Genomic DNA, 20451 nt, shown 5'->3' with positions numbered 1-20451 from the left:
GGCGCGCCGGCGGCTCCCGCCGGGCTTTACTGAACGCGCCGGCGCAGCCAGTTCAGCAAATCGATGCGGGTGATCAGGCCGAGGAAACGGTCGCCGTCCATCACGATGACCACATGGCCGCGGTCGAACACCGGCAGCAGGGCCTCGACCGGGGAGCGGACGTCCAGGATGTCGAGCTTGCTGACCATGGCCGTCGAGACCGGATCGCGGAACCGGGATTCGTCGCCGTAGACGTGCAGCAGCACGTCGCTCTCGTCGAGGATGCCGACGATGCGTTCGCCGTCCATCACCGGCAACTGCGAGATCTCGTACAGCTTCATGCGCTGGTACGCGGTGATCAGCAGGTCGTTCCGGCCCACCACCACGGTATCGCGGCGGGTGTAGGGCCGCAGGATGAGGTCGCGCAGGTCGCCATGCTGCTCGCGCTCGATGAAGCCGTTGTCGAGCATCCAGTAGTCGTTGTACTGCTTCGAGAGGTACTTGTTGCCGGTATCGCAGACGAACACCAGCACGTTCTTCGGCTCGGTCTGCTCGCGGCAATATTTCAGCGCGGTCGCCAGCAGCGTGCCGCTGGAGGAACCGCCGAGAATGCCTTCGGCGCGCAGCAGTTCGCGCGCGGCGAGGAAGCTTTCCTTGTCGGTGATGGCGTACGCCTTCTTCACCCGGGTGAAGTCGGAAATGTCGGGCAGGAAATCCTCGCCGATGCCTTCCACCATCCAACTGCCGGACTTCTCGCTGAGCGTGCCCTCGTTGATGTACTGGGTGAGGATCGAGCCCACCGGATCGGCCAATACCAGTTCGGTGTGCGGCGAATGCTCGGCGAAGCAGCGCGACAGGCCGGTCATGGTGCCCGAGCTGCCGCAGCCGAAGACGATCGCGTCGACGCCGCCGACCTCGGCCATCTGGCGCAGGATCTCCGGACCGGTGCCGAACTCGTGGGCGGCCGGATTGTCGGGATTGCCGAACTGGTTGATGAAGTAGGCGCCGGGCGTTTCGTCGGCGATGCGCCTGGCCATGTCCTGGTAGTAATCCGGATGTCCCTTGGCCACGTCGGACCGGGTCAGCACGACCTCGGCGCCCATGGCCTTGAGATTGAAGATCTTCTCGCGGCTCATCTTGTCCGGGACCACGAGGATGAGTTTGTAGCCCTTCTGCTGGGCGACCAGCGCCAGGCCGATGCCGGTGTTGCCGGCGGTGCCTTCGACGAGGGTGGCGCCGGGCCGGATGTCGCCGCGCTGTTCGGCGGCCTCGATCATGCGCAGGCCGATGCGGTCCTTGATCGACCCCCCCGGGTTCTGGCTTTCGAGCTTCAGGAACAACCGGCACACGCCGGCATCGAGACGCTGGGCGCGAACGATGGGCGTATCGGCGATCAGGTCGAGGACGGAGTCGTGGACCGAGGGGGAGTTCGACGGGGAGTTCGACATGCCGGCGCCAGCGCGAAGAGTGGAAAGGCCGGATTATCGCACTGCCGTCGCGGCGGGCGGGTACACCCTGCCCCGTGTTCGGACGTGGGTCGCGCGCCTTGCGGACGGCGGCGGGCCGGTCAGGACGCCGCCGCCGTCCGTGGACGCATTCGGAACGATGGGACCGGAAGGGTCAGTGATGCAGTTCGTCGTACATCCGGGTGAGGCGATCCTTCGCCGCCAGCTTTTCGCGCTTCATCTGGGTCAGGCGGGTGTCGTCCACCGGCAGGACGCCGAGTTCGGCATCGAGGACTTGCTTGTCCAGTTCCTTGTGGCGGTGATACAGCTGACGGAATTCGGTATTCGCCTTCAACAGCGCTTCGACTTCGGTCGGGGATTGCCCTTCGAACATGGATTCCTCCTCACAGCACGATGATCGGCCCGGCCGGGACGGACGGGCCTCGGGTTGAGACGCAGGGGGTATCACGCAACGGGAATGCGACGTGGGGATGCGACGCGGGGGTCGCGGAGCGTCGGCGATACGAACGAAAACGCCCCGGCCTGACACGGCACGGGGCGTTGCGGAGTTGGACTGCGGAACCACTGCCCTGCGGACGCCCCAGACCCGGGCGCCCGCAAGCGCTTCGCTTGCAGCGGCGTTCTCCAGGACGGAATCGTGCGACAGGGTCATCGGTTCGGCTCATCCTCCGGACGGCGAACGGGCCCTCCGGAAGTTCGACCCTACTCCTCCTCCCGGCGCTCGGCAAGGCGTCCGGTCACGATTCCGGCGAGAAAGCGGCGGGCGGCGCCGGCGGCGCACGACGCCCTTCGCCATCGCGAATCAAATCCAATATTTTCAAAGACTTGAAGAAAGCAATCAGGCGCCGGCCGGTTTGGGCTTCGACTTGGGGCGGGGTTTGGGCTTCGGTTTCGGCTTGGGTGGCGCCGAGGTGCCGCCGGCGCTCAGTTCGGCTTCCTGGCGGGCCAGCTCGGCCTCGCGCTCGCGCGCCAGTCGCAGCTTTTCGGCCTCGCCCGCGGCCATGGTGTCGAGCAGGCCCTCGGCCTCCTGGCGATTGCGGGCCTCGTCTTCGACCGCCGCGCGCAGGCGGGCGGCCTCTTCGGTCTGGATCTGGGCTTCGACCCGCAACCGCTCCGCTTCGGCGCGGGCACGTTCGGCGTCGCGCCGGCTGGCTTCCACCAGCAGTTCCCCGCGTTCGATCTCGAGCCGCCGCAATTCGGCGCCGGTGGATTCGGTGCGTGCGGCCAGTTCCGCGGTTTCGACGCGGATCCTGGCGATCTGCAGGGCCAGCGGGCGCTGCTTGCGCTTGGCGGCGAACAGGTTCTGCACTGCCTGCCGGGCCTGCAGCCGTTCGTAGGCGGCGAACGTGTTGCGCTCCGGATCGGTGTCGATGGCCTGCAGGCGCTGGGCGAAGCGGGTGGCGTCGGGATCGGGTTCCGCGGCCTGCGCAGCGACCAGCGGCATGGCCAGCGACAGCGCGAGGGCGAGCAGCGGCAAAGGCCGACGCGTCATGGCGCGGTCTCCATGCCGAGGCGCTTGCGCAGATCGTTGATCTCCGCGCGACGCTTCGACACCTGGCTGCGCTGCATGGCCTCGCGGCTGCGGGCATGCGCGTAGTCGGCTTCGGCGGCGGAGAGCTGGGCCAGGCCGAGGGCATCGGCGGTCTTGCGTGCCGCCACGGCGGCCTGGGCCTGGGTCAACGCATTCTTCGCGCGCAGAAGGGCATCGGGCGCGTACTGGTCGGCATCGGCGCTCTCCGCCCGCAGGATGGCGGCCTGCGCCGCGTCGATCTCGTGGGTCGGCGGCGGCGTGCGGGCGGCGGCGAACAAGGGAAACGTGAGCGCGATCACAAGCAACAGGTGCGCTGCGCCGGGAGACCGTCGGCGCGGGTGCTGCGGGACGCGCGGCATTTGTGCGAAGCTTGGGGGCATGGGGAGCGTGTCGGTGATTGAATCGATGGCGGGAGTATCGATCGATCCGCGCGCAGCCATTGTCATCACCCTTCGCGGCGGTTGCAACGCCGCGGCCCTATCGCCTCTCGGGGAGGTTCATCGATGGACATCGGCTATTTCCTGAAGCTGATGACGGACAAAAACGCCTCCGACATGTTCCTGACCACCGGGGCGCCGGTGCATATCAAGGTCGAAGGCAAACTGTATCCGCTCGGCAATACCGGCCTGCCCCCGGGCATGGTCAAGAAGATCGCCTATTCGCTGATGGATGAAGGCCAGGTACCGGAGTTCGAGCGCGACCTGGAGTTGAACATGGCGCTGTCGCTGGCCGATGCCGGCCGCTTCCGCGTGAACGTCTTCAAGCAGCGCGGCGAGGTCGGCATGGTGATCCGCGCGATCCGCAGCGTGATCCCCAGCATCGAGGAACTGCAACTGCCGCAGGTGCTGAAGAACGTGATCATGGCCCCGCGCGGGCTGGTGTTGATCGTGGGCTCCACCGGCTCGGGCAAGTCGACCACGCTGGCGTCGATGATCGACTTCCGCAACACCACCGCGGCCGGCCACATCCTGACCATCGAAGATCCGATCGAGTACCTGCACAAGCACAAGAAGTCGATCGTGAACCAGCGCGAGGTCGGCCTGGACACCCACGCCTTCCACAACGCGCTGAAGAACGCGATGCGCGAAGCGCCGGACGTGATCCTGATCGGCGAAATCCTGGATGCCACCACGATGGAGGCCGCCATCGCCTTCGCCGAAACCGGCCATCTGTGCCTGGCGACGCTGCATTCGAACAATGCCGACCAGACCATCGAGCGCATCCTCAACTTCTTCCCGGAAAGCGCGCACAAGAACGTGCTGATGAACCTCGCCCTGAACCTCAAGGCGGTGATCAGCCAGCGGCTCGTGGTCGGCACCGACGGCCGCCGCATTCCGGCGGTGGAAGTGCTGATCAACACGCCGATGATCCGCGACCTGCTGCGCCGCGGCCAGGTGCACGAGATCAAGGCGGCGATGGAAGAGACGCTGGAAGAAGGCATGGAGTCGTTCGACCAGTGCCTGTTCCGCCTGTGCAAGGAAGGCAAGATCGACATGGAACAGGCGCTGCGCGCCGCGGACTCCCGCGACGGCCTGGCGCTGAAATTCCGCCTCTCCGAGGGCGGCAGCAGCGAGCACGACCCCTATGCGGTGGCGTTCGAGGGCGGGGACGGCAGTTCGTCCTTCTCGCACTGACCGGCACGTCGGTCGCACCGATCAAGCGCCCCGGCATCGACCGGGGCGTTTTCGTTGCGAAGCCCGCGCGGCGCGCGTCTAGCCGGGCGCATCCGGCTGACGCTCGGGGCGCGCGGCGTCGAAGGCGGGCAGCGCGAGGCATTCGGCCTCGATCCGCCGGATCGTCGGGAAGGGTTCGAGATCGACGCCGAACCGGCGCGCGTTGTAGACCTGCGGAACCAGGCAGCAGTCGGCGATGCCAGGACTGTCGCCTTCGCAGAACGCGCCACGCGACAGATCTTCGACCAGCATCGCCTCGAAGGCCCGGAAGCCCTCGGCGATCCAGTGCCGCACCCATTCGTCGCGCTCCGGCTGCGGCGCATTCCATTCGCGTTCCAGATACTGCAGCACGCGCAGGTTGTTCAACGGATGGATGTCGCAGGCGATCAGCAGCGCCAAAGCGCGTATCCGCGCACGGTCGCGCGCCGCGAGCGGCAACAGCGGCGGGTCGGGCCAGAGTTCTTCGAGGTATTCCATGATCGCCAGCGACTGCCGCACCTTGCGCTCGCCGTGCTGCAGCACCGGCACCAGCTTCTGCGGATGGGTCGACGCGTAGTCCGGCGCGTGCTGCTCGCCGCCGTCGCGGATCAGGTGCACGGGCACCTGTTCGTAGTGCAGACCCTTCAGATTCAGGGCGATCCGCACCCGGTAGGCCGCGCTGGAGCGCCAGTAGCCATAGAGCTTGAGGTGTTCGCTCATGCCGCTTCTCCGAGAGTCTCGCGCACCAGCATCAACGCGAACCCCAACAGGTTCAGACCCAGCCAACGAGCCGGATCTTGCGCGCGCGGATCGTCCGCCGCAAGTCCGATACCCCAGATCGCATCCACGGGACTGGCTTCGACCAGCACCCGATCGCCTGTGCCCATCAGGAAAGCGCGCAACGCTGGATGCTGCGCGAACTTTGCCCGATTGCCACGGACGACGATCTCGAAGCGGTGTCGCCGCCACGTCGCTTCATCGAAACCGAGAACCCCGCGACCCGCCGCCTTGGCCGCAGCGGGGTCGTCCTTCGCCAGCACCCGTGCGAGTGCGGCCTCATCGCCGAACAGACGGGCCTTCTCCGCCATCATCCAGTGTTCGGCCGTCGCGTAGCGCAGGCCACCCAGGTAAAAAGGGGCGTCATACCACTGGCTGAAACAGGCAGCGGAGGCGACACCATCCGCGCGCGGCCGGTGCCCCCAGAAGTACAGATAGCGCAAGCGTTCGCCCGCGCTCAGGCGTTCGAGCAGGGATTCGACCGATCGCGGCGTCTCTGCCATCAGCCCGCAGGACGATCGATCCGCTGTTCGATCGCGCCGAAGATGTCGGCGCCGTCGCGGCTGCGCATTTCGATCCGGACCACATCGCCGTAGCGCATGAACGGCGTGATCGGCTTGCCGGTTTCCAGGGTTTCGACCGTGCGCTTCTCGGCGAAACAGGAGGCACCGAGCGAGGTGTCCTGGTTCGCCACCGTGCCGGACCCGACGATCGTGCCGGCCGACAGCGGCCGGGTCCTGGCCGCATGCGCGACCAGTTGGGCGAAATCGAACTGCATGTCGACGCCGGCTTCCGGCGCGCCGAACCAGGCACCGTTGATGTGCGTGACCAGCGGCAGATGCACCTTGTTGTCGCGCCAGGCATCGCCCAGTTCGTCCGGCGTGACGAACACCGGCGACAGCGCCGAACGCGGCTTGGACTGCAGGAAGCCGAAGCCCTTGGCGAGTTCGTTCGGAATCAGATTGCGCAGCGAGACGTCGTTGACCAGACCGATCAGCTGGATGTGGCCGGCGGCCTGCTCGGGACTCACGGCCATCGGCACGTCGTCGGTCACGATCACGACCTCGGCCTCCAGATCGATGCCGTAGTCCTCGCTCGGCACCCGCACCGGGTCGCGGGGGCCGTAGAAACCGGCGCTGACCGCCTGGTACATCAGCGCATCGACGTAGAAGCTCTCGGGCACCTCGGCGCCGCGGGCGCGACGGACGCGCTCGACATGCGGGAGGTAGGCGCTGCCGTCGACGAATTCGTAGGCCCGCGGCAGCGGCGACGCCAGCGCCTGCATGTCGAGCGCGAAGGCGCCTTCGGCTTCGCCGGCGTTCAACGCGTCCGAAAGCGCGTTCAGGCGCGGCGCGGCGTTCGACCAGTCTTCCAGCGCGCGCTGCAGGGTCGGCGCGATGCCGTCTGCGCGTACGGCTCGGGTCAGGTCGTGGGACACCACGATCAGCGTGCCGTCGCGGCCGCCTTCCTTGAGAGAACCCAGTTTCATCGGAACCTCGGCATTCGGATTGCGGATGGAATTGGTTTCAATTGTAACTGATCGGCCGGCACAGCCGGTCAGGCTTCCGACTGGAAGCCGCCGGCACGGTAGGTCAACACGAGCGTGTCGCGATACCCGTCCCCGGCACCCGGCTGCGGCTGGATCGGCGTGGTCTCGTGGATCACCCGGGTGTCGTCCAGCAGCAGCAGGCTCCAGGGCGCAGAGAGGGTGAATCGCTGACCGTCGGGGCCGTTGGCGTCGAACACCCGGGTCTCGCCACCGCGGATCGCATGCCGGCCGACGAGGAACACCGCGACGAAGTCGACGCCGTCGCGATGCGCGCCCTCGGGCGTGGGCCGGCCGATGCCGTCGGTGGTGTCGATCCGGAACTGGTGCGCCTCGACGTACCAGCGGTCGACCGGCCGCACCTGACGCAGGCATGCGCCGATCGCCGCCAATACTTTTCCCCAGGCCGGCGCGGCGGCGGTGTCCGGTGCGATCGGCGCGAACCAGCGCTGCAGGCCGCCGTGCAGGGCGTTGTAGTCGAGCGGCTGGTAATGCGCGCGATGCGCGACCTGCTCGATGGCATCCGGCCCGACCACGAAGCAGCCATGCCGCCGCCGCCGGTACCGCCCACCGTCGCGCAGATAGTCGTCGGGCGGCAACTGCTCCCAGGCGGATGCGAGCGCACCGAGCGCGTCCAGGCTGGCGCCGCAGAGCGTGGCGACATCCGCAGGCGCGAGTACCGCATAGCCCCGGCTTCGCAGGGTATCGGCCAGCGCCTCGCGAGTGGTGCAGGGCGCTTGGAAAGTGACGACCATGTGCGAAGTCCGGTAAGGCGGAGGCCGCTGCTCCGCAGGTTGGTTTCAATTGTAACTTCCTGCACCGCACCGTATCGTGCGTGGGCTCCACGACGCGGGGCAAGCCTGCTACTTTAGCGCTCTGACCGGGCATGACGGGGACACGCTGGCGGTCCGTCGCTGCATCGCCGCCCCCTCGTCGCGGCCCGCCTCCGCGCTCCTTCGTTCCAACCAATGGGCGGCACTGCAGGGACAGCCATGGCTAGCAGGATGCTGATCGACATCGACAGATTGCGAGCCTTCGCGGATGCGCCCAGCACCGAAGCCTTGACCGCACGCATCGAACGCATGGTCCAACCGCTCGGCGTCGACTACTGGTTCTACGCGGTGGACCTGCCGCTGGTGAACGAGCACCCGAACCAGTTGCGCATGGGCACCTATCCCGAAGCCTGGGTGGTCCATTACTTCGACATGGACTACATCAGCATCGATCCGGTGATCAGCCACTGCCACGATCATGCGATCCCGGTGTCCTGGGAAGAAGCGCAGCACCATCACCGCAGGATCGTCGATCCGCATCTGCAGAAAATCCGGCATCTGTTCGGCGAGGCCCGCGAATTCGGGCTCTGCAACGGCGTCAGCGTGCCGCTGCACGGGCCCGGCGTGTCCTGGGGACTGATGTCGTTCGCCTCGCGCAACCTCAGCGCCAGCGACTTCGAGGAATGCCTGCCGGATCTGCATCTGCTCTCGCATTTCGTGCATGAAGCCGCACGCCAGTTCCTGCGTTCCAAGACACCGACCCGGCTGCCGGCGCTGACCAAGCGCGAACGCGAATGCCTGTCCTGGGCCGCGGAAGGCAAGACCAGTTGGGAGATCGGCCAGTTGCTGAACATCAGCGAGCGCACTTCGATCTTCCATCTCCAGAACGCCACCCACAAACTCGGCGTCAGCGGCCGCCAGGCCGCCATCGCACGCGCGATCTCGCTCGGCCTGATCGTTTCCCTGCGCAACTGATTCCGCGTCTCCAAGCCCCGCTGCACGCCCGCGTCCGGCGGTCGCTTCGCGCAATGCGTTCATGCAATCAGGTTTTGCTTGTCTACGACGCTCATTTTTTCGCGTGAAAAGATACCGAAACGATGCCGAAACGAGCGTTTTCGCCCGTGATTCGTGGCGCGCACGACATCGGAATCGGTATTCGATCAACCTGTAAGGTCGGTCAGCTGCAACGACTGACAGGTGTTCTGCTCACTGATGTCTCCCACTCAACACACGAGGAGACACCATGGCTTCGATCATCATCGGACGCGCCGGCGAACACGGGCTCGGCGCCGCGCTACTGGACAGCATGTATCGACTGCGCTGCGAAGTGTTCCACGACCGTCTCCGCTGGGACGTTCGTGTCGAACACGGTCGCGAACACGACTGGTTCGATCTGATCGGTCCGCATTACCTGGTCGCACACGAAGATCATGCGACCGCGCTGGGCTGTTGCCGGCTGCTGCCGACGCTCGGGCCGAACATGCTGCGCGATATTTTCCCGTTCCTGCTGGACGGGGCCGCAATGCCTGCCGGTGCGGACGTGTGGGAGGTCAGTCGTTTCGCGATCAGTCAACGATGCGCGGGCGACGGTTTCGGATTCGGACCGGTCCCGGCATCGATGTTGGCCGACATGTTCCGCTTCGCGGATGCCTGCGGCGTGGACGAACTCGTCGGCGTGACGAGCGCACCGGTCGAGCGGATGCTGCGACACCTCGGACTGACGGTGCAGAGACTGGGAAGATTGAAGCGGATCGGCGAAGTGATGAGTCTCGCCTTCAGCCTGCCAGTGAAGGACAACCTGCGCGTGGTCGGCCCAGCGCCGGCGATCGAGGTCTCGCGCGCGGCCTGAACGCAAGGCAGGAGCGCATCCGCGCGGATCTCGCCGGGCATAGGGACAATGCCTTGGGACGACTGCAACGGCCGATCGCTGTCGGACGCTACCGCACCGCTGCGCAACTCGGCTCGAGTCCTGGGTTGCGCAGCGGCGAACCTCTGCCTGTCGGCAGGCCGGTCGATCTTCGGGCGACGATCAGACCGGTTGTTCGAACCCCATTGTCACGGGAAGCGATCAGGCGGCGACCGGAGCGAGCCGGCGCGCCGGCATCGACTGGCCGGGCGCATGACGCTCACGCAGCAGCGCGGCCGCACCGTCCCACAGCGCGCGGCGCGCCTGCAGAGCGCCGCGCGCGGCGTCGCGGGCTTCCTGAAGCGCATCCTCGCGCCGTTCGAGTTCGGCCTCGATCATGCGGCTGGCCGCAGGCCCGTGGCTGTCGCCGTCGAGCTCGATGTGACGTTGCAGGTAATACACGAACCCCGGCGCCTGCGCCTCGCTGAGCCCCCAGTGGTCGAGCAGACTCTGGAACATGTCGGGAATCACGTTCTCGCGGCCGTAGAAGAAGCTGGCCATGGTTTCGAGCGTGGTGCCGTGCAGGCATGTATGCAACGTGTGTTCGACGAAGTCGCGCACGAACTGCGGGACTTCCGCGGCCGCCAGGGCGGCGCTGAGCCCGGCACCCCCGCGCAACTCACGCATGAAGTGATCGAACTGATCGGTCGACGCACCGACATCGCGCATGGCCTTCAGGTACAGATCCAGATGGCTGGCGGGATGACCGTCGGCGTCGACATCGCTTTCCTCGGCGAGGACGATGTCGTTGATCAGCCGTGCCGCGACAGGGTTCGCCGGAGGCATCCAGGGCAGTTCCACGCAGGTGAGATCGCGTTGCAGGCGCTTGGCGAGCGACATGAAATCCCAGACTGCGAACACATGGACCTGCATGAAACTGCGCAGGGCCTCCACGTGAACGATTTCCGCGAAAACAGGGTGCGTTTCCAGCTCATGGCGCAATCGGCGCATCGCCTGGGTCAGAACGACGTCATTCTGTCGCGGGGCGTGCGTCTTGCCACCGGATTGTTGTGCGTCCGCTTCCTTTTTCATACGTTCTCCTTGATCGAGCACTCTGGTTGGGGAAAAACGGGAACGCCCGAACCAAACCGTCCCTGGCCAGTCCGGGCCTCGCGGAACCGGCGTGCGCCGGAACCGGATCCCTGCGGGCGACCGCCTAAACGGCCGCCCTGAAGCGAAACATCCTTGTGTCGCCAAACCTGTGCGTCTTCATGCGTATGCGTTGGAACCCGGGAAGCGACCCCCCAGCCGTCAGTGCGGGAGATACAGCGGGTAGAGGCTGCTTTCCTCGCGCTCGATGCGCTGCGCAAGCAACCCGTAGACCGTCTGGTAGTCGGCCATGAATTCCTCGCGCGCCTGCTGGTCGAAAGCGCTGAGCTGATATTTCTTCACGAAATCGACGACGCCGCGTGCGATCGCGTTCATCTCGCGCCGGAAGCTGCGCACCAGCGCCGTGCTTTCGGCGTCGCCCTGCATCGAGCTTTCCACGTAATTGTAGAAACGAACGTTCTCGGCGATCAGATGCCCTTCGAGATGGACCTTGAAGGCATTGAGCATCTGCGGGATCTGCTGGAAATCCCCTTGCCGGGCCAGATCGCCGATCGCGCCGTAGAGCTGCACCAGATCGGCATGGTCCCGCTTCAGCGAGGGGACCAGATTCGCGTCATAGGCGATGCCGACGCCGGCACGCCGCTGTTCCAGTGTCGGAACGCCCTGCGGCAACGCCTGCGATCTCGGTCCCTGCCCGCCCCCCAACCACTTCCTGAGAAAATCGAACACAACATCCCCTGTTGAATGATCCGTCGGCAAACGCCGACCTGATGAACATAGCCGCAGGCCCTTGGGCTCGTGTACCTGTCAGAACTGACAGGAATGACGGATGTCCGGCCACAAGCGCGAACAGGTCATGTTGCGGTTGAGGATTCGCCAAACCCGTCTCAATCGCCGATCGCGCGCCGTGCAATGCCTGCAGTCTCCGACAGGCGCAAAATCCGCTCCCGCCGGCCGCGCTGCACACCGAAACCGCCGGTGCGCGCGACAGCGCGCGCACGAGAACATACGACCCCCGAAAAGCCTACCTGCGGCCCAAGAAAAAGCCCACCTTGCGGTGGGCCATGCGCCTGTGCAGACGCTCCAATGAGAAAGCCCGCCTGACGGCGGGCTTTCGTTTGGAACTGGCAGCCCCGGATGGATTCGAACCACCGAATGCCTGAGTCAGAGTCAGGTGCCTTACCGCTTGGCGACGGGGCTGTGGAACTGCGACGCTGCAATTGTAACGCCAAAATGGCGTCGCCAGTACAGCGTCCGGAACCGGGAGCCGTGGGCTCCCGGTCCGTTCGAAGCGATCAGCGCTTCGAGAACTGGGTGGCGCGACGGGCCTTGTGCAGACCGATCTTCTTGCGCTCGACTTCGCGGGCGTCGCGGGTCATAAAACCGGCCTTGCGCAGCTCGGACTTCAGCGACTCGTCGTATTCCACCAGCGCGCGGGCGATGCCGAGACGGATGGCGCCGGCCTGGCCGGTGGTGCCGCCGCCGGTGGCGGTGACGACCACGTCGAACTTGTCGGTGGTCTTGGTCAGTTCGAGCGGCTGACGGACGATCATGCGGGCGGTTTCGCGACCGAAGAACTCGTCGAGCGGACGCTCGTTGACGGTGATGGTGCCGGTGCCCTTGCGCAGGAACACGCGGGCGACGGAGGACTTGCGACGGCCGGTGCCGTAATTCTGCTGAGTAGCCATCGTTTAGATATCCAGGACTTGCGGCTGCTGGGCGGCGTGCGGGTGTTCGGAACCCTTGTACACCTTCAGTTTCTTGTACATGGCGCGGCCGAGCGGATTCTTCGGCAGCATGCCCTTCACGGCGATCTCGATCACGCGCTCCGGGTGGCGCTCCAGCGCCTGGGCCAGGGTCTCGGTCTTCAGGTTGCCGACGTAACCGGTGAAGCGGTGATACTTCTTGTCCTGCAGCTTGTTGCCGGTCACCGCGATCTTCTCGGCGTTGATCACCACGAGGTAATCGCCGGTGTCGACGTGCGGGGTATAGACGGGCTTGTGCTTGCCGCGGAGGCGGCGGGCAAGCTCAGCGGCCAGACGGCCGAGGGTCTTGCCGGAAGCGTCGACGAGATACCAGTCGCGCTGGACGGTCTCGGACTTGGCGGTGAAAGTCTTCATAGGGAACTCTTGAGAGGGGTACCTGGTCGGGCTGGTTGCGGACGGGACCTTCGAGGAATTCCTCGAGAGAAACCGCCGGAACGTCGCCTCGCGTTGTCGTCGTGAACCCGGGGCCGGGGTCACAAAGAAGCGGAATCATAGCCTCGCGGCACCTCGATCGCAAGCCGACCCTTCCGAAGCACCTCCCATGCGGCCGGCTCGCGCATTGCTCCGCCTTGCCGGAAGATGATGCGGTGACTCCGCCCTGCCCCGCCCCCGACACCCCGTCGCTCACCGCTCTGGCCGACCAGTGCGTGCAATGCGGCCTGTGCCTGCCGGTCTGCCCGACGTACGGCATGGAAGCGCTGGAGGCCGAATCGCCGCGAGGCCGGATCGCGCTGATCAAGGCGTGGGAGACCGGAACGGCCGCCCCGACGCCGTCCGGCGAAGCTCATCTCGATGCCTGCCTGGGCTGCCGTCATTGCGAAACCGTCTGCCCGGCCGGCGTGCGCTACGGCGACCTGCTGGCCGGCGCCAGGGTCCGGCAACGCGCCAGGCGCCCGGCTTCGGCCGGCCAGCGCATGACGGAATGGCTCACGGCGCATCCCCGCGCCATGACCGCGCTTCTGACCACCTACCGGATTGTCTGGCCACTGCTCCCCGCGCGCGCGCGGCCGCTCCCGCGGCCGCCTGCCCCGCCGGAAACGCCCTGCCCTCGCGCGACAGAGGCGGACGCCACGGCCACCCTGTTCACGGGTTGCGTCGCCCGCGGCTACGACGCATCGCTCCATGCCGCATTGCATCGCCTGGGTGGGGCGATCGGGCTGCGGATCGTCGTTCCCGACGATCAGGGCTGCTGCGGCAGTCTGCATGCGCATGCCGGCGACGCGGGGCGCGCCGAGAAATTGACTGCGCGCAATCGCGCGGCGTTCGCCGGTCAGCGCACGGTGCTGAGCCTCGCCAGCGGCTGCCACGAAGCGCTCGCCGACGGCCTGCGCGGCCAGTGCGAGGTCCGGGACGCGCTCGATGTCGTCGCCGAACGCGCGGCCCGGCTCCGCTTCGCGAACCGGGCCGAACGCGTCGCGCTGCACTTGCCCTGCACCCAGCGCAACCTGGTCCGCAGCGTCGGCGCGCTGCACGCCCTGCTCGCCCGTGTGCCCGGACTCGAGATCGTGCCGCTGGACGCGGGCTTCGGCTGCTGCGGCGCCGCCGGCACGCAGATGCTGAGCGATCCCGGCCGCGCCGCACGCTTCCGCCAGCCGCTGCTCGACCAGCTCGCCGCCAGCGGCGCGACTCGTCTGCTCAGCGCCAACACCGGTTGCCGGTTGCATCTGGCCAACGGTACGGCGCTGCCGGTGCAGCACCCGCTCGAATTTCTTGCAGAATGTCTGGCATGACCCGATCCCGTCCGCTGTCGCCGCTCGACCGTCTGCTCGCCGACGCGCAGAACGCGCTGGAAACCGTGGCCGGCGCACCGCGTGCCGCGCGCCCGAACCCCGCGGCGCAGGAAGCCGACGTCGTGCTTGACGACGCCGAACGCCGGCATGCCGCCGGGCTGATGCGCATCAATCATGTCGGCGAGGTCTGCGCGCAGGCGCTGTACGTGGGGCAGGCATCGGTGGCGCGCGATCCGCAGACGCGGGCGCAGCTGCTGGACGCCGCGCAGGAGGAAACCGATCACCTCGCCTGGTGCGCCGACCGGCTGCGCGAACTGGACAGCCGTCCGAGCCTGCTTAACCCGGTCTGGTACGCCGGCAGCTATGCCATCGGTGTCCTCGCCGGCCTGCGCGGAGACGGCTGGAATCTCGGCTTCGTGGTCGAGACCGAACGCCAGGTCGAGGCGCATCTCGAAGAACATCTGCAGACGCTGCCGCCCGCCGACGGACGCAGTCGCGCGATCTTGGAAACCATGAAGGAGGATGAAGCGCGCCACGCCGATCACGCCCAGGCGGCCGGCGCGCGCGCCCTGCCGCAGCCGGTGCCCACGCTCATGGCCGCCGCGTCGAAACTCATGAAAGCCGTCGCCTACCGGGTATGAGCCGCGGACGACGGGGCCAACATCCGAAACGAAAAAAGCCGGCAAACGCCGGCTTTTTTGCTGCCCACTGCGAGAATCACTCCGCCAGGTTGCGTCCCTGGTACAGCTCTTCGATCTCGCGGCGAAGACGGGCCTCGATCTTCATGCGTTCCTTGAACGAAAGATTCTTGGCCTTCTCCTCGAACAGATAGTTGTCGAGATCGAATTCCTTGAGATGCATCTTCGTGTGGAACAGGTTTTCCTGGTACACGTTCACGTCGAGCATCTCGTAGCGCGACTTGATGTTCTTCGCCAGATAGTCCTGGATCGAATTGATCTTGTGGTCGATGTAATGCTTCCTGCCCTTGATGTCGCGGGTGAAGCCGCGCACCCGGTAGTCCATGACCACGATGTCGGACTCCAGGCTTTCGATCAGGTAATTCAGCGCCTTCAGCGGCGAGATCACGCCGCAGGTGGCGACATCGATGTCGGCGCGGAAGGTCGCGATGCCGTTGTCCGGATGGGTCTCCGGATAGGTGTGCACCGTGATGTGCGACTTGTCCATGTGGGCGACGACGGCGTCGGAGATGATCTCCTTGCCGGCGTCCTTCTTGTCGATCACCGGCTCCTCGGAAATGAGGATGGTGACCGAGGCGCCCTGCGGGTCGTAGTCCTGGCGGGCGATGTTGAGGATGTTCGCACCGATGATCTCCGCCACGTCGGTCAGGATCTGGGTCAGGCGGTCGGCGTTGTATTCCTCGTCGATGTACGCGATGTAGCGCTGGCGCTCCTCTTCCGAGACGGCGTAGCACACGTCGTAGATGTTGAAGGACAGCGCTTTGGTCAGGTTGTTGAAGCCTTGCAGCTTCAGACGCGGCAGCGGCTTGACCACGGCATCGATTCCTTGGGGGTACGGAGGTTGGGGCGCGATTATGCGGCATAGCGCCCCCGGGGGGGAGTCGGTGCCGCACCGCAGCATCGGCGACGGGCCGCCTGGGATCGGGCGTCCGCGATACGGTGCAGTTTGCCCGAATCGTGACAAAGGCCTACTCTTGCCAATTCTTCCGTTCTGGCTCGCATGAAACCATCCCCCGTGGCCACGCTGACCCCCCTCCGCCGCAACGCCAATCCGCTCGCCCCGACGGTCGCGACCATCGAGCGCTTCCTGTCGCACTGCCATCGCCGCCGCTACCCGCCACGCACCGAGGTGTTCCGCCCTGGCGACCCGGCCGGCACGCTCTATTACGTGATCTCGGGCTCGGTCAGCATCATCACGGAGGAAGAAGACGGGCGCGAACTCGTGCTGGGCTACTTCGGGCCGGGCGAATTCGTCGGCGAGATGGGCCTGTTCGTCGAAAGCGACCGCCGCGAGGTGATCCTGCGCACCCGCACCCAGTGCGAGCTGGCCGAAATCGGCTACGAGCGCCTGTACCAGTTGCTGGAAGGTCCGCTGGCCGGCGACGCCGCCCAGTTGATCTACGCGATCGGCGCCCAGCTGTCGCGCCGTCTGCTCGACACCAGCCGCAAGGCCGGTCGTCTGGCCTTCCTCGACGTCACCGACCGCATCATCCGCGCGCTGCACGATCTGACCCGCGAACCGGAAGCCATGAGCCACCCGCAGGGCACGCAGTTGCGCGTCTCCCGTCAGGAGCTGGCCCGTCTGGTCGGTTGTTCCCGGGAGATGGCCGGGCGCGTGCTGAAGAAGCTGCAGGCCGACGGCAAGCTGCACGCCCGCGGCAAGACCGTGGTGGTGTACGGCACCCGCTGAACGATGACGACGGCGCACGGCGCATCCGGGCCGCACCCGGACGGGGACGACCTCGACCTGCGCGGGGCGGTCCCGGCCGACGCCGACGATGTCGCAGCCCTGCTCGGCGCCTTGGGCTATCCCTGCGAAGCGGCCGATGCCGCCGAACGCATCGCCACGGTCCTGCACAACGACCGCCAGGCGCTGGTGGTGGCGCGGCATCGCGGCGGCGTCTGCGGGCTGCTGTCGCTCGACTTCATGTATTACCTGCCATTGGGCACCACCACCTGCCGGGTGACCGCGCTGGTGGTCCTGCCCGAGGCCCGTGGGCTCGGTCTGGGCCGCCTGTTGCTGCGAGATGCCGAGCGCCGCGCCAGGCTCGGCGGCGCCGCGCGCCTGGAAGTCACTAGCGCCGGCCACCGCACCGAAGCCCACGCGTTCTACCGCGCCTGCGGTTTCTCCGAGGGCGCGGTGCGTTTCGTCAAACTGCTCGGCGACTGAGCCGGATCGCTGCGGCAGAATAGGCGGCCACCCACCCACACACCGGTCCGCCCGCCATGCAATGTCCCAAGTGCCAAGCCACGATGCACCTGCTGCCCGACCTGCAGGAGCCCGTCCATCGCTGCGAGGGCTGCCAAGGGATGTGGTTCGAGATCATGGCCCACGAACAACTGCGCGACGAAGCCGAGCGCATCGATCCGGCCGAGCCGAAGGCGCCGGCCGCGGACGAGTATTTCGACCCGACCGCGCCGGCATCCGCGACCCTGCTCTGCCCGGCCTGCGATCACTATCCGCTGATCCACATGGTCGACCCGCACCAGCCGCACATCCGCTTCGAGAGCTGCAAGTTCTGCTACGGCCGCTTCTACGACGCCGGCGAGTTCCGCGACTTCGCGGACGACGAGGACGATTCGGGCCTGGGCGGCTTCCTCAAGCGTTTCACCGGCGAGCCGCGGGCCTGAGCGGCGCCGTCAGCGCTTCGCGCAACGCGCGCGTCTCGGGCGAGACCGAAAGCACGATCGCATCGCCCTCGCGCGCGATCCCGAGCGCTCGATAGCTCTCATCCAGCGACGGAAACGTCGTGATCTCGGCGTAGTCGCGATATCGCCGTGCGAATAGATCGATACCGGCGGAGCGATCGAGTGCGGCCACGAAGTCTTCCGGTGCGACCTGCGCAACGCCGTCAAGGCAGCAGCGGGCATGGCGGTCCAAAACTTCCTGCAAGGTCGTGCCGTGGTCCCGCCGCAACGCCAGGTCCATCTCCAGCCAATACGCCGCGCCGCCCCAGTACACGCGCATCGTGCCGTCGCGGCGGCGACCGATCGCGTCCAGGGCCGGCCCCGGTCCCGCGGCCTCGCCGCGGCGGAAACCGGCATCGAGGCGTCGCCACGCCTCATCGGGCGCCAGCAGGCCCGCGCGGGCGCGCAGCAGATTCTGGTGATAACTCGCGAGGCCTTCGGCGAGCCAGCGCCCGCGCTCGCCGAGATACGGATGGGCCAGGTGCGAAAACTCGTGCACCGCGGTCCAGTCCGCGCGCAGTGCTTCGTCGGCGGCATCTCGACGCACGTACAACAGCACCGACACCGTATCGTCGCGCGAGATCTGTCCCCACGGCACCGGACTGTCGTCGCGGCTGTCGATCTCGAGGATGCGCACGTACGCCTCTTCCAGCGGGAATCGACCCGACGGCGGCAGCGTCGCGCGAGCAGCCTCTTCGGCCCAGCGTTGCAGCATGGCGACTCGTGCCGGATCTTCGATGCCGACGACTTCGATCGTGAGCGTAGTCTCGCCGGCGCGGACGATATGCAGCTGCCGGTGATCGGGCCCGATCCAAGCCGACACGACGCCGGCGTGCGCGAGACCGGCCACGAACAGTAGAGCGCGCAGTCTCATGATGCGTTCGAGCCCGGATGGCACGTGAAGTTCCGCTCGGCCGCTCAGCGCTGCTCCAGCATCGGCGGCAACGGGCAATGCAACACACCGCAGACGGTGCGCAGCAGTTCGGCCTCGGCCACGCGCAGGCGACCGTCGTGGCTCACCGCGGCGGTCAAGGCCTCCACCAGCGCCTGTTTCGCGTCCGGCGCGAGCGCATCGAGCACCGGCCAGACCGTTTCCAGCGCGAGCACGCCCTCGGCGGGCGGCGCGTAATCGATGTGCGCGTGCGGGAGCACGCGCTGCAGACCGGCGAGATACGCCCGCAGCGCGTCTTGATCGTTGTCGTGGCTGGCCTGCGCCACCAGCGCAAGCAATGCGGCGATCGCGGATCCGGCCTGCGCGGCGCGACCGCGACCGAAAGGTCGGTGCAGCGAAGGATCCAGCGATTCGCGCACCTGCGCCTGCAACAGCGAACCGAGCGCGTAGTCGAAGAGCGATATCCGACCATCGGTGTTCACCATCGCATGCACGGTGTCGAGCACGATATTGAGATCGGGACGCGGCCGCAGGCGCAGGACCGGAAACCCGAGCGCCACCAGCGGCAGCCGCAGCATCGGATGCAGGCCGCCGAGTTGTTCGCTGCGCAGCGCGTCGGTCAGCACCGCGGTCTGTCTTCCCAGCCGCGCACCGATCTCGGCATGCTGCTTCGCCCGCACCGCTGGATCTTCGTCGAGCAGCAGCGCAAGCAGCAGCGGTACGACGTCGTCGCGACTCGCGACCAGGGTTCGCAGGGCCGCTGGAATCTCCGAGAGGAGGATGTCGGCGTATCGGTAATCGCCGCCCGACGGATGCCCGACCCGGGCCACGATCATCGGCGGACTGACGGCGAAGGTGCTCGCGAGCCCGGGCAATCGCGCACCGAGGTCGCTCCGGCCGAGACGGGCATCCTCCTCCAGACCGTTGGGCGGCTCGCTCATCCACCGCCGCTGCAGGTTCGCCAGCTGGTCGGCACGAAAGTCCGGCTCGATCGCCTGAATGCGCTGCAGCAGTGGCGGATGGGTCGCGAACAGGCCCTTGAAGCCAACGGAATCGCCGAACAGCATGTGGCTCACCTCTTCGGCATCGCCACCACGCGCCAGCGTCGCGCCCTCGCCCACGCCGCCGATCTTCTTGAGCGCGCCGGCAAGGCCCGTGGCCTGGCCAGCGGACTGCACCGCCGAAGCATTGGTCAACCGCTCGCGCGAACGGTTGACCCCGGCCTTGATCAAGCGTCCGAAGAACAGGCCGAGACAACCCGCGGCCATCGTCACCAGCGCCGCGACCAACATCGCGGCGGCGCCCTTGTCGCGTCCGCCGAAGCGGCCGTGTTCGAGCATCCTGCGGCCCGCGACCCCCAGCATCAGAATTCCGAACAGCACACCGATCATGCGGATGTTCAGCCGCATGTCTCCACTCAGGACATGGCTGAATTCATGCGCGATCACGCCCCGCAACTCGTCGCGGTTGAGTCGCTCCAGCGCGCCGCGGGTGACCGCCACCGCCGCGTCCGTGGGCGCATGGCCGGCGGTGAAGGCATCGATGCAGGCCTCGTGTTCCAGCACGTAGAGCTTCGGCATCGGCACGCCGGACGCGATCGCGATCTCCTCGACCACGTTGCGCAGGCGCCGCAGTTGCGGATCGCGGGTCTGTTCGGGCACCGGTACGCCGCCCATCTGTCGCGCGACGGTCTCTCCACCGTCGCGCAGCGTGGCGATGCGGTAGAGCGAGCCGAGCCCGATCGTCGCGATCAGGACCAGCGAGACCGCGCCGAGAATGGCCAGCGTCTGTGCCGGCGTGGCCTCGTCCCGGGCGACGATCGCGATCCAGACGCAGAAATCGACCGCCAGCACGATGCCGAGCACGGCCAGTGCGAACAGCAACAGCAAGCGGAAGGAGGCCTTGCGCGCGGCGGCCTGGCGTTCGAAGACATTCATGCGCGATGTCTGGGGTCGATGGCGGGCGACGGACGAAGCGCGCCGGCATCGCCCACGGGA

Annotated in this window: 23 protein-coding genes and 1 tRNA gene; 8 read left to right on the top strand and 16 right to left on the bottom strand. The window is 66.9% G+C overall.

Features of this window, described 5'->3' with window-relative positions; all coding sequences use genetic code 11:
• Window positions 1-26 precede the first annotated feature (26 nt).
• The 4 genes from ABD974_RS05890 to ABD974_RS05875 all read right to left on the bottom strand — a co-directional run bounded on the left by ABD974_RS05890 (window position 27) and on the right by ABD974_RS05875 (window position 3254).
• Complete coding sequence (locus ABD974_RS05890; RefSeq protein WP_345302363.1) at window positions 27-1427, bottom strand: pyridoxal-phosphate dependent enzyme; 1401 nt, start codon at window positions 1425-1427, stop codon at window positions 27-29.
• A gap of 172 nt (window positions 1428-1599) precedes the next feature.
• Entirely contained in the window at window positions 1600-1818 is a 219-nt protein-coding gene (locus tag ABD974_RS05885) for an HP1242/YdcH family protein (RefSeq protein ID WP_345302362.1), read from the bottom strand.
• 465 nt (window positions 1819-2283) lie between these two features.
• A complete protein-coding gene (locus ABD974_RS05880) occupies window positions 2284-2937 on the bottom strand; it encodes a hypothetical protein (RefSeq protein WP_345302361.1) in 654 nt (217 codons plus the stop codon).
• A complete protein-coding gene (locus tag ABD974_RS05875; protein WP_345302360.1) occupies window positions 2934-3254 on the bottom strand; it encodes a DUF4398 domain-containing protein in 321 nt (106 codons plus the stop codon). The genes ABD974_RS05880 and ABD974_RS05875 overlap by 4 nt, the downstream gene beginning before the upstream one ends.
• Before the next feature lie 225 nt (window positions 3255-3479).
• Between ABD974_RS05875 and ABD974_RS05870 the strand changes: the two genes are divergently transcribed.
• On the top strand, window positions 3480-4610 hold the full coding sequence (locus tag ABD974_RS05870; RefSeq protein WP_345302359.1) for a PilT/PilU family type 4a pilus ATPase: 1131 nt from the start codon (window positions 3480-3482) through the stop codon (window positions 4608-4610).
• A gap of 78 nt (window positions 4611-4688) precedes the next feature.
• Here ABD974_RS05870 and maiA read toward each other — a convergent pair whose 3' ends face one another.
• From maiA to ABD974_RS05850, 4 genes are all read right to left on the bottom strand, one after another.
• On the bottom strand, window positions 4689-5348 hold the full coding sequence (maiA, locus tag ABD974_RS05865) for a maleylacetoacetate isomerase (RefSeq protein WP_345302358.1): 660 nt from the start codon (window positions 5346-5348) through the stop codon (window positions 4689-4691).
• Window positions 5345-5908 carry a riboflavin biosynthesis intermediates N-glycosidase gene (gene ybiA / locus ABD974_RS05860; protein WP_345302357.1) on the bottom strand — a complete coding sequence of 188 codons (564 nt, stop codon included), beginning with the start codon at window positions 5906-5908 and terminating at the stop codon, window positions 5345-5347. The genes maiA and ybiA overlap by 4 nt, the downstream gene beginning before the upstream one ends.
• A complete protein-coding gene (locus ABD974_RS05855; protein WP_345302356.1) occupies window positions 5908-6894 on the bottom strand; it encodes a fumarylacetoacetate hydrolase family protein in 987 nt (328 codons plus the stop codon). Before ABD974_RS05855 ends, ybiA begins: the two co-directional genes overlap by 1 nt.
• A 68-nt stretch (window positions 6895-6962) precedes the next feature.
• Window positions 6963-7706, bottom strand: coding sequence for a 2OG-Fe dioxygenase family protein (locus ABD974_RS05850; protein ID WP_345302355.1), 744 nt, complete (start codon window positions 7704-7706; stop codon window positions 6963-6965).
• A 237-nt stretch (window positions 7707-7943) separates the two neighbouring features.
• Between ABD974_RS05850 and ABD974_RS05845 the strand changes: the two genes are divergently transcribed.
• Both ABD974_RS05845 and ABD974_RS05840 read left to right on the top strand, forming a co-directional pair.
• A complete protein-coding gene (locus ABD974_RS05845; RefSeq protein WP_345302354.1) occupies window positions 7944-8699 on the top strand; it encodes an autoinducer binding domain-containing protein in 756 nt (251 codons plus the stop codon).
• A gap of 268 nt (window positions 8700-8967) precedes the next feature.
• Complete coding sequence (locus tag ABD974_RS05840) at window positions 8968-9573, top strand: acyl-homoserine-lactone synthase (protein ID WP_345302353.1); 606 nt, start codon at window positions 8968-8970, stop codon at window positions 9571-9573.
• Window positions 9574-9792: 219 nt separating this feature from the next.
• Here ABD974_RS05840 and ABD974_RS05835 read toward each other — a convergent pair whose 3' ends face one another.
• From ABD974_RS05835 to rplM, 5 genes are all read right to left on the bottom strand, one after another.
• Window positions 9793-10827 carry a DUF3050 domain-containing protein gene (locus tag ABD974_RS05835; protein WP_345302352.1) on the bottom strand — a complete coding sequence of 345 codons (1035 nt, stop codon included), beginning with the start codon at window positions 10825-10827 and terminating at the stop codon, window positions 9793-9795.
• Window positions 10828-10881: 54 nt separating this feature from the next.
• On the bottom strand, window positions 10882-11352 hold the full coding sequence (locus ABD974_RS05830) for a hemerythrin domain-containing protein (RefSeq protein WP_345302351.1): 471 nt from the start codon (window positions 11350-11352) through the stop codon (window positions 10882-10884).
• Window positions 11353-11805: 453 nt separating this feature from the next.
• A tRNA-Gln gene (locus ABD974_RS05825) sits at window positions 11806-11880 on the bottom strand.
• A 95-nt stretch (window positions 11881-11975) separates the two neighbouring features.
• Window positions 11976-12368: a 30S ribosomal protein S9 gene (gene rpsI, locus ABD974_RS05820; RefSeq protein WP_345302350.1), complete on the bottom strand. Its 393-nt coding sequence runs from the start codon at window positions 12366-12368 to the stop codon at window positions 11976-11978.
• Between the two features lie 3 nt (window positions 12369-12371).
• Window positions 12372-12800 carry a 50S ribosomal protein L13 gene (rplM, locus tag ABD974_RS05815; protein ID WP_345302349.1) on the bottom strand — a complete coding sequence of 143 codons (429 nt, stop codon included), beginning with the start codon at window positions 12798-12800 and terminating at the stop codon, window positions 12372-12374.
• A gap of 101 nt (window positions 12801-12901) precedes the next feature.
• On the opposite strand from rplM, the gene ABD974_RS05810 reads away from it, so the two are divergent.
• Both ABD974_RS05810 and coq7 read left to right on the top strand, forming a co-directional pair.
• Window positions 12902-14176 carry a (Fe-S)-binding protein gene (locus ABD974_RS05810; RefSeq protein ID WP_345302348.1) on the top strand — a complete coding sequence of 425 codons (1275 nt, stop codon included), beginning with the start codon at window positions 12902-12904 and terminating at the stop codon, window positions 14174-14176.
• Window positions 14173-14817 (top strand): 2-polyprenyl-3-methyl-6-methoxy-1,4-benzoquinone monooxygenase, encoded by a 645-nt coding sequence (gene coq7 / locus ABD974_RS05805; protein ID WP_425562632.1) that lies wholly within the window; start codon window positions 14173-14175, stop codon window positions 14815-14817. The genes ABD974_RS05810 and coq7 overlap by 4 nt, the downstream gene beginning before the upstream one ends.
• Window positions 14818-14893: 76 nt before the next feature.
• Here coq7 and speD read toward each other — a convergent pair whose 3' ends face one another.
• Window positions 14894-15688: an adenosylmethionine decarboxylase gene (speD, locus tag ABD974_RS05800; RefSeq protein ID WP_345302346.1), complete on the bottom strand. Its 795-nt coding sequence runs from the start codon at window positions 15686-15688 to the stop codon at window positions 14894-14896.
• A 186-nt stretch (window positions 15689-15874) separates the two neighbouring features.
• On the opposite strand from speD, the gene crp reads away from it, so the two are divergent.
• From crp to ABD974_RS05785, 3 genes are read left to right on the top strand one after another with little or no spacing between them, the layout of a single operon-like run.
• A complete protein-coding gene (crp, locus tag ABD974_RS05795) occupies window positions 15875-16564 on the top strand; it encodes a cAMP-activated global transcriptional regulator CRP (protein ID WP_345302345.1) in 690 nt (229 codons plus the stop codon).
• 3 nt (window positions 16565-16567) lie between these two features.
• Window positions 16568-17044, top strand: coding sequence for a GNAT family N-acetyltransferase (locus ABD974_RS05790; protein WP_345302344.1), 477 nt, complete (start codon window positions 16568-16570; stop codon window positions 17042-17044).
• A gap of 56 nt (window positions 17045-17100) precedes the next feature.
• Window positions 17101-17505, top strand: coding sequence for a zf-TFIIB domain-containing protein (locus tag ABD974_RS05785; RefSeq protein WP_345302343.1), 405 nt, complete (start codon window positions 17101-17103; stop codon window positions 17503-17505).
• On the opposite strand, the gene ABD974_RS05780 is transcribed toward ABD974_RS05785, so the two are convergent.
• Window positions 17483-18436, bottom strand: coding sequence for a M61 metallopeptidase family protein (locus ABD974_RS05780; protein WP_345302342.1), 954 nt, complete (start codon window positions 18434-18436; stop codon window positions 17483-17485). The two genes, ABD974_RS05785 and ABD974_RS05780, sit on opposite strands and share 23 nt — an antisense overlap.
• A 44-nt stretch (window positions 18437-18480) precedes the next feature.
• Window positions 18481-20391: a M48 family metalloprotease gene (locus tag ABD974_RS05775; protein WP_345302341.1), complete on the bottom strand. Its 1911-nt coding sequence runs from the start codon at window positions 20389-20391 to the stop codon at window positions 18481-18483.
• Window positions 20392-20451: the final 60 nt, after the last annotated feature.

Source organism: Lysobacter hankyongensis (assembly GCF_039543145.1).
GTDB classification, from domain to species: Bacteria; Pseudomonadota; Gammaproteobacteria; order Xanthomonadales; family Xanthomonadaceae; genus Lysobacter_I; species Lysobacter_I hankyongensis.
This window is presented reverse-complemented; position numbering and strand designations above follow the sequence as displayed.

Bases quoted from the DNA above. Each gene is read 5' to 3' on its own strand.
- rplM (WP_345302349.1), bottom strand. From the start codon at position 12,800: ATGAAGACTTTCACCGCCAAGTCCGAGACCGTCCAGCGCGACTGGTAT.
- ABD974_RS05890 (WP_345302363.1), bottom strand. From the start codon at position 1,427: ATGTCGAACTCCCCGTCGAACTCCCCCTCGGTCCACGACTCCGTCCTC.
- crp (WP_345302345.1), top strand. From the start codon at position 15,875: ATGAAACCATCCCCCGTGGCCACGCTGACCCCCCTCCGCCGCAACGCC.
- ABD974_RS05845 (WP_345302354.1), top strand. From the start codon at position 7,944: ATGGCTAGCAGGATGCTGATCGACATCGACAGATTGCGAGCCTTCGCG.
- ABD974_RS05855 (WP_345302356.1), bottom strand. From the start codon at position 6,894: ATGAAACTGGGTTCTCTCAAGGAAGGCGGCCGCGACGGCACGCTGATC.
- ABD974_RS05870 (WP_345302359.1), top strand. From the start codon at position 3,480: ATGGACATCGGCTATTTCCTGAAGCTGATGACGGACAAAAACGCCTCC.
- ABD974_RS05840 (WP_345302353.1), top strand. From the start codon at position 8,968: ATGGCTTCGATCATCATCGGACGCGCCGGCGAACACGGGCTCGGCGCC.
- maiA (WP_345302358.1), bottom strand. From the start codon at position 5,348: ATGAGCGAACACCTCAAGCTCTATGGCTACTGGCGCTCCAGCGCGGCC.
- ybiA (WP_345302357.1), bottom strand. From the start codon at position 5,908: ATGGCAGAGACGCCGCGATCGGTCGAATCCCTGCTCGAACGCCTGAGC.
- ABD974_RS05785 (WP_345302343.1), top strand. From the start codon at position 17,101: ATGCAATGTCCCAAGTGCCAAGCCACGATGCACCTGCTGCCCGACCTG.
- ABD974_RS05780 (WP_345302342.1), bottom strand. From the start codon at position 18,436: ATGAGACTGCGCGCTCTACTGTTCGTGGCCGGTCTCGCGCACGCCGGC.
- ABD974_RS05885 (WP_345302362.1), bottom strand. From the start codon at position 1,818: ATGTTCGAAGGGCAATCCCCGACCGAAGTCGAAGCGCTGTTGAAGGCG.
- ABD974_RS05775 (WP_345302341.1), bottom strand. From the start codon at position 20,391: ATGAATGTCTTCGAACGCCAGGCCGCCGCGCGCAAGGCCTCCTTCCGC.
- ABD974_RS05850 (WP_345302355.1), bottom strand. From the start codon at position 7,706: ATGGTCGTCACTTTCCAAGCGCCCTGCACCACTCGCGAGGCGCTGGCC.
- rpsI (WP_345302350.1), bottom strand. From the start codon at position 12,368: ATGGCTACTCAGCAGAATTACGGCACCGGCCGTCGCAAGTCCTCCGTC.
- coq7 (WP_425562632.1), top strand. From the start codon at position 14,173: ATGACCCGATCCCGTCCGCTGTCGCCGCTCGACCGTCTGCTCGCCGAC.
- ABD974_RS05880 (WP_345302361.1), bottom strand. From the start codon at position 2,937: ATGACGCGTCGGCCTTTGCCGCTGCTCGCCCTCGCGCTGTCGCTGGCC.
- ABD974_RS05790 (WP_345302344.1), top strand. From the start codon at position 16,568: ATGACGACGGCGCACGGCGCATCCGGGCCGCACCCGGACGGGGACGAC.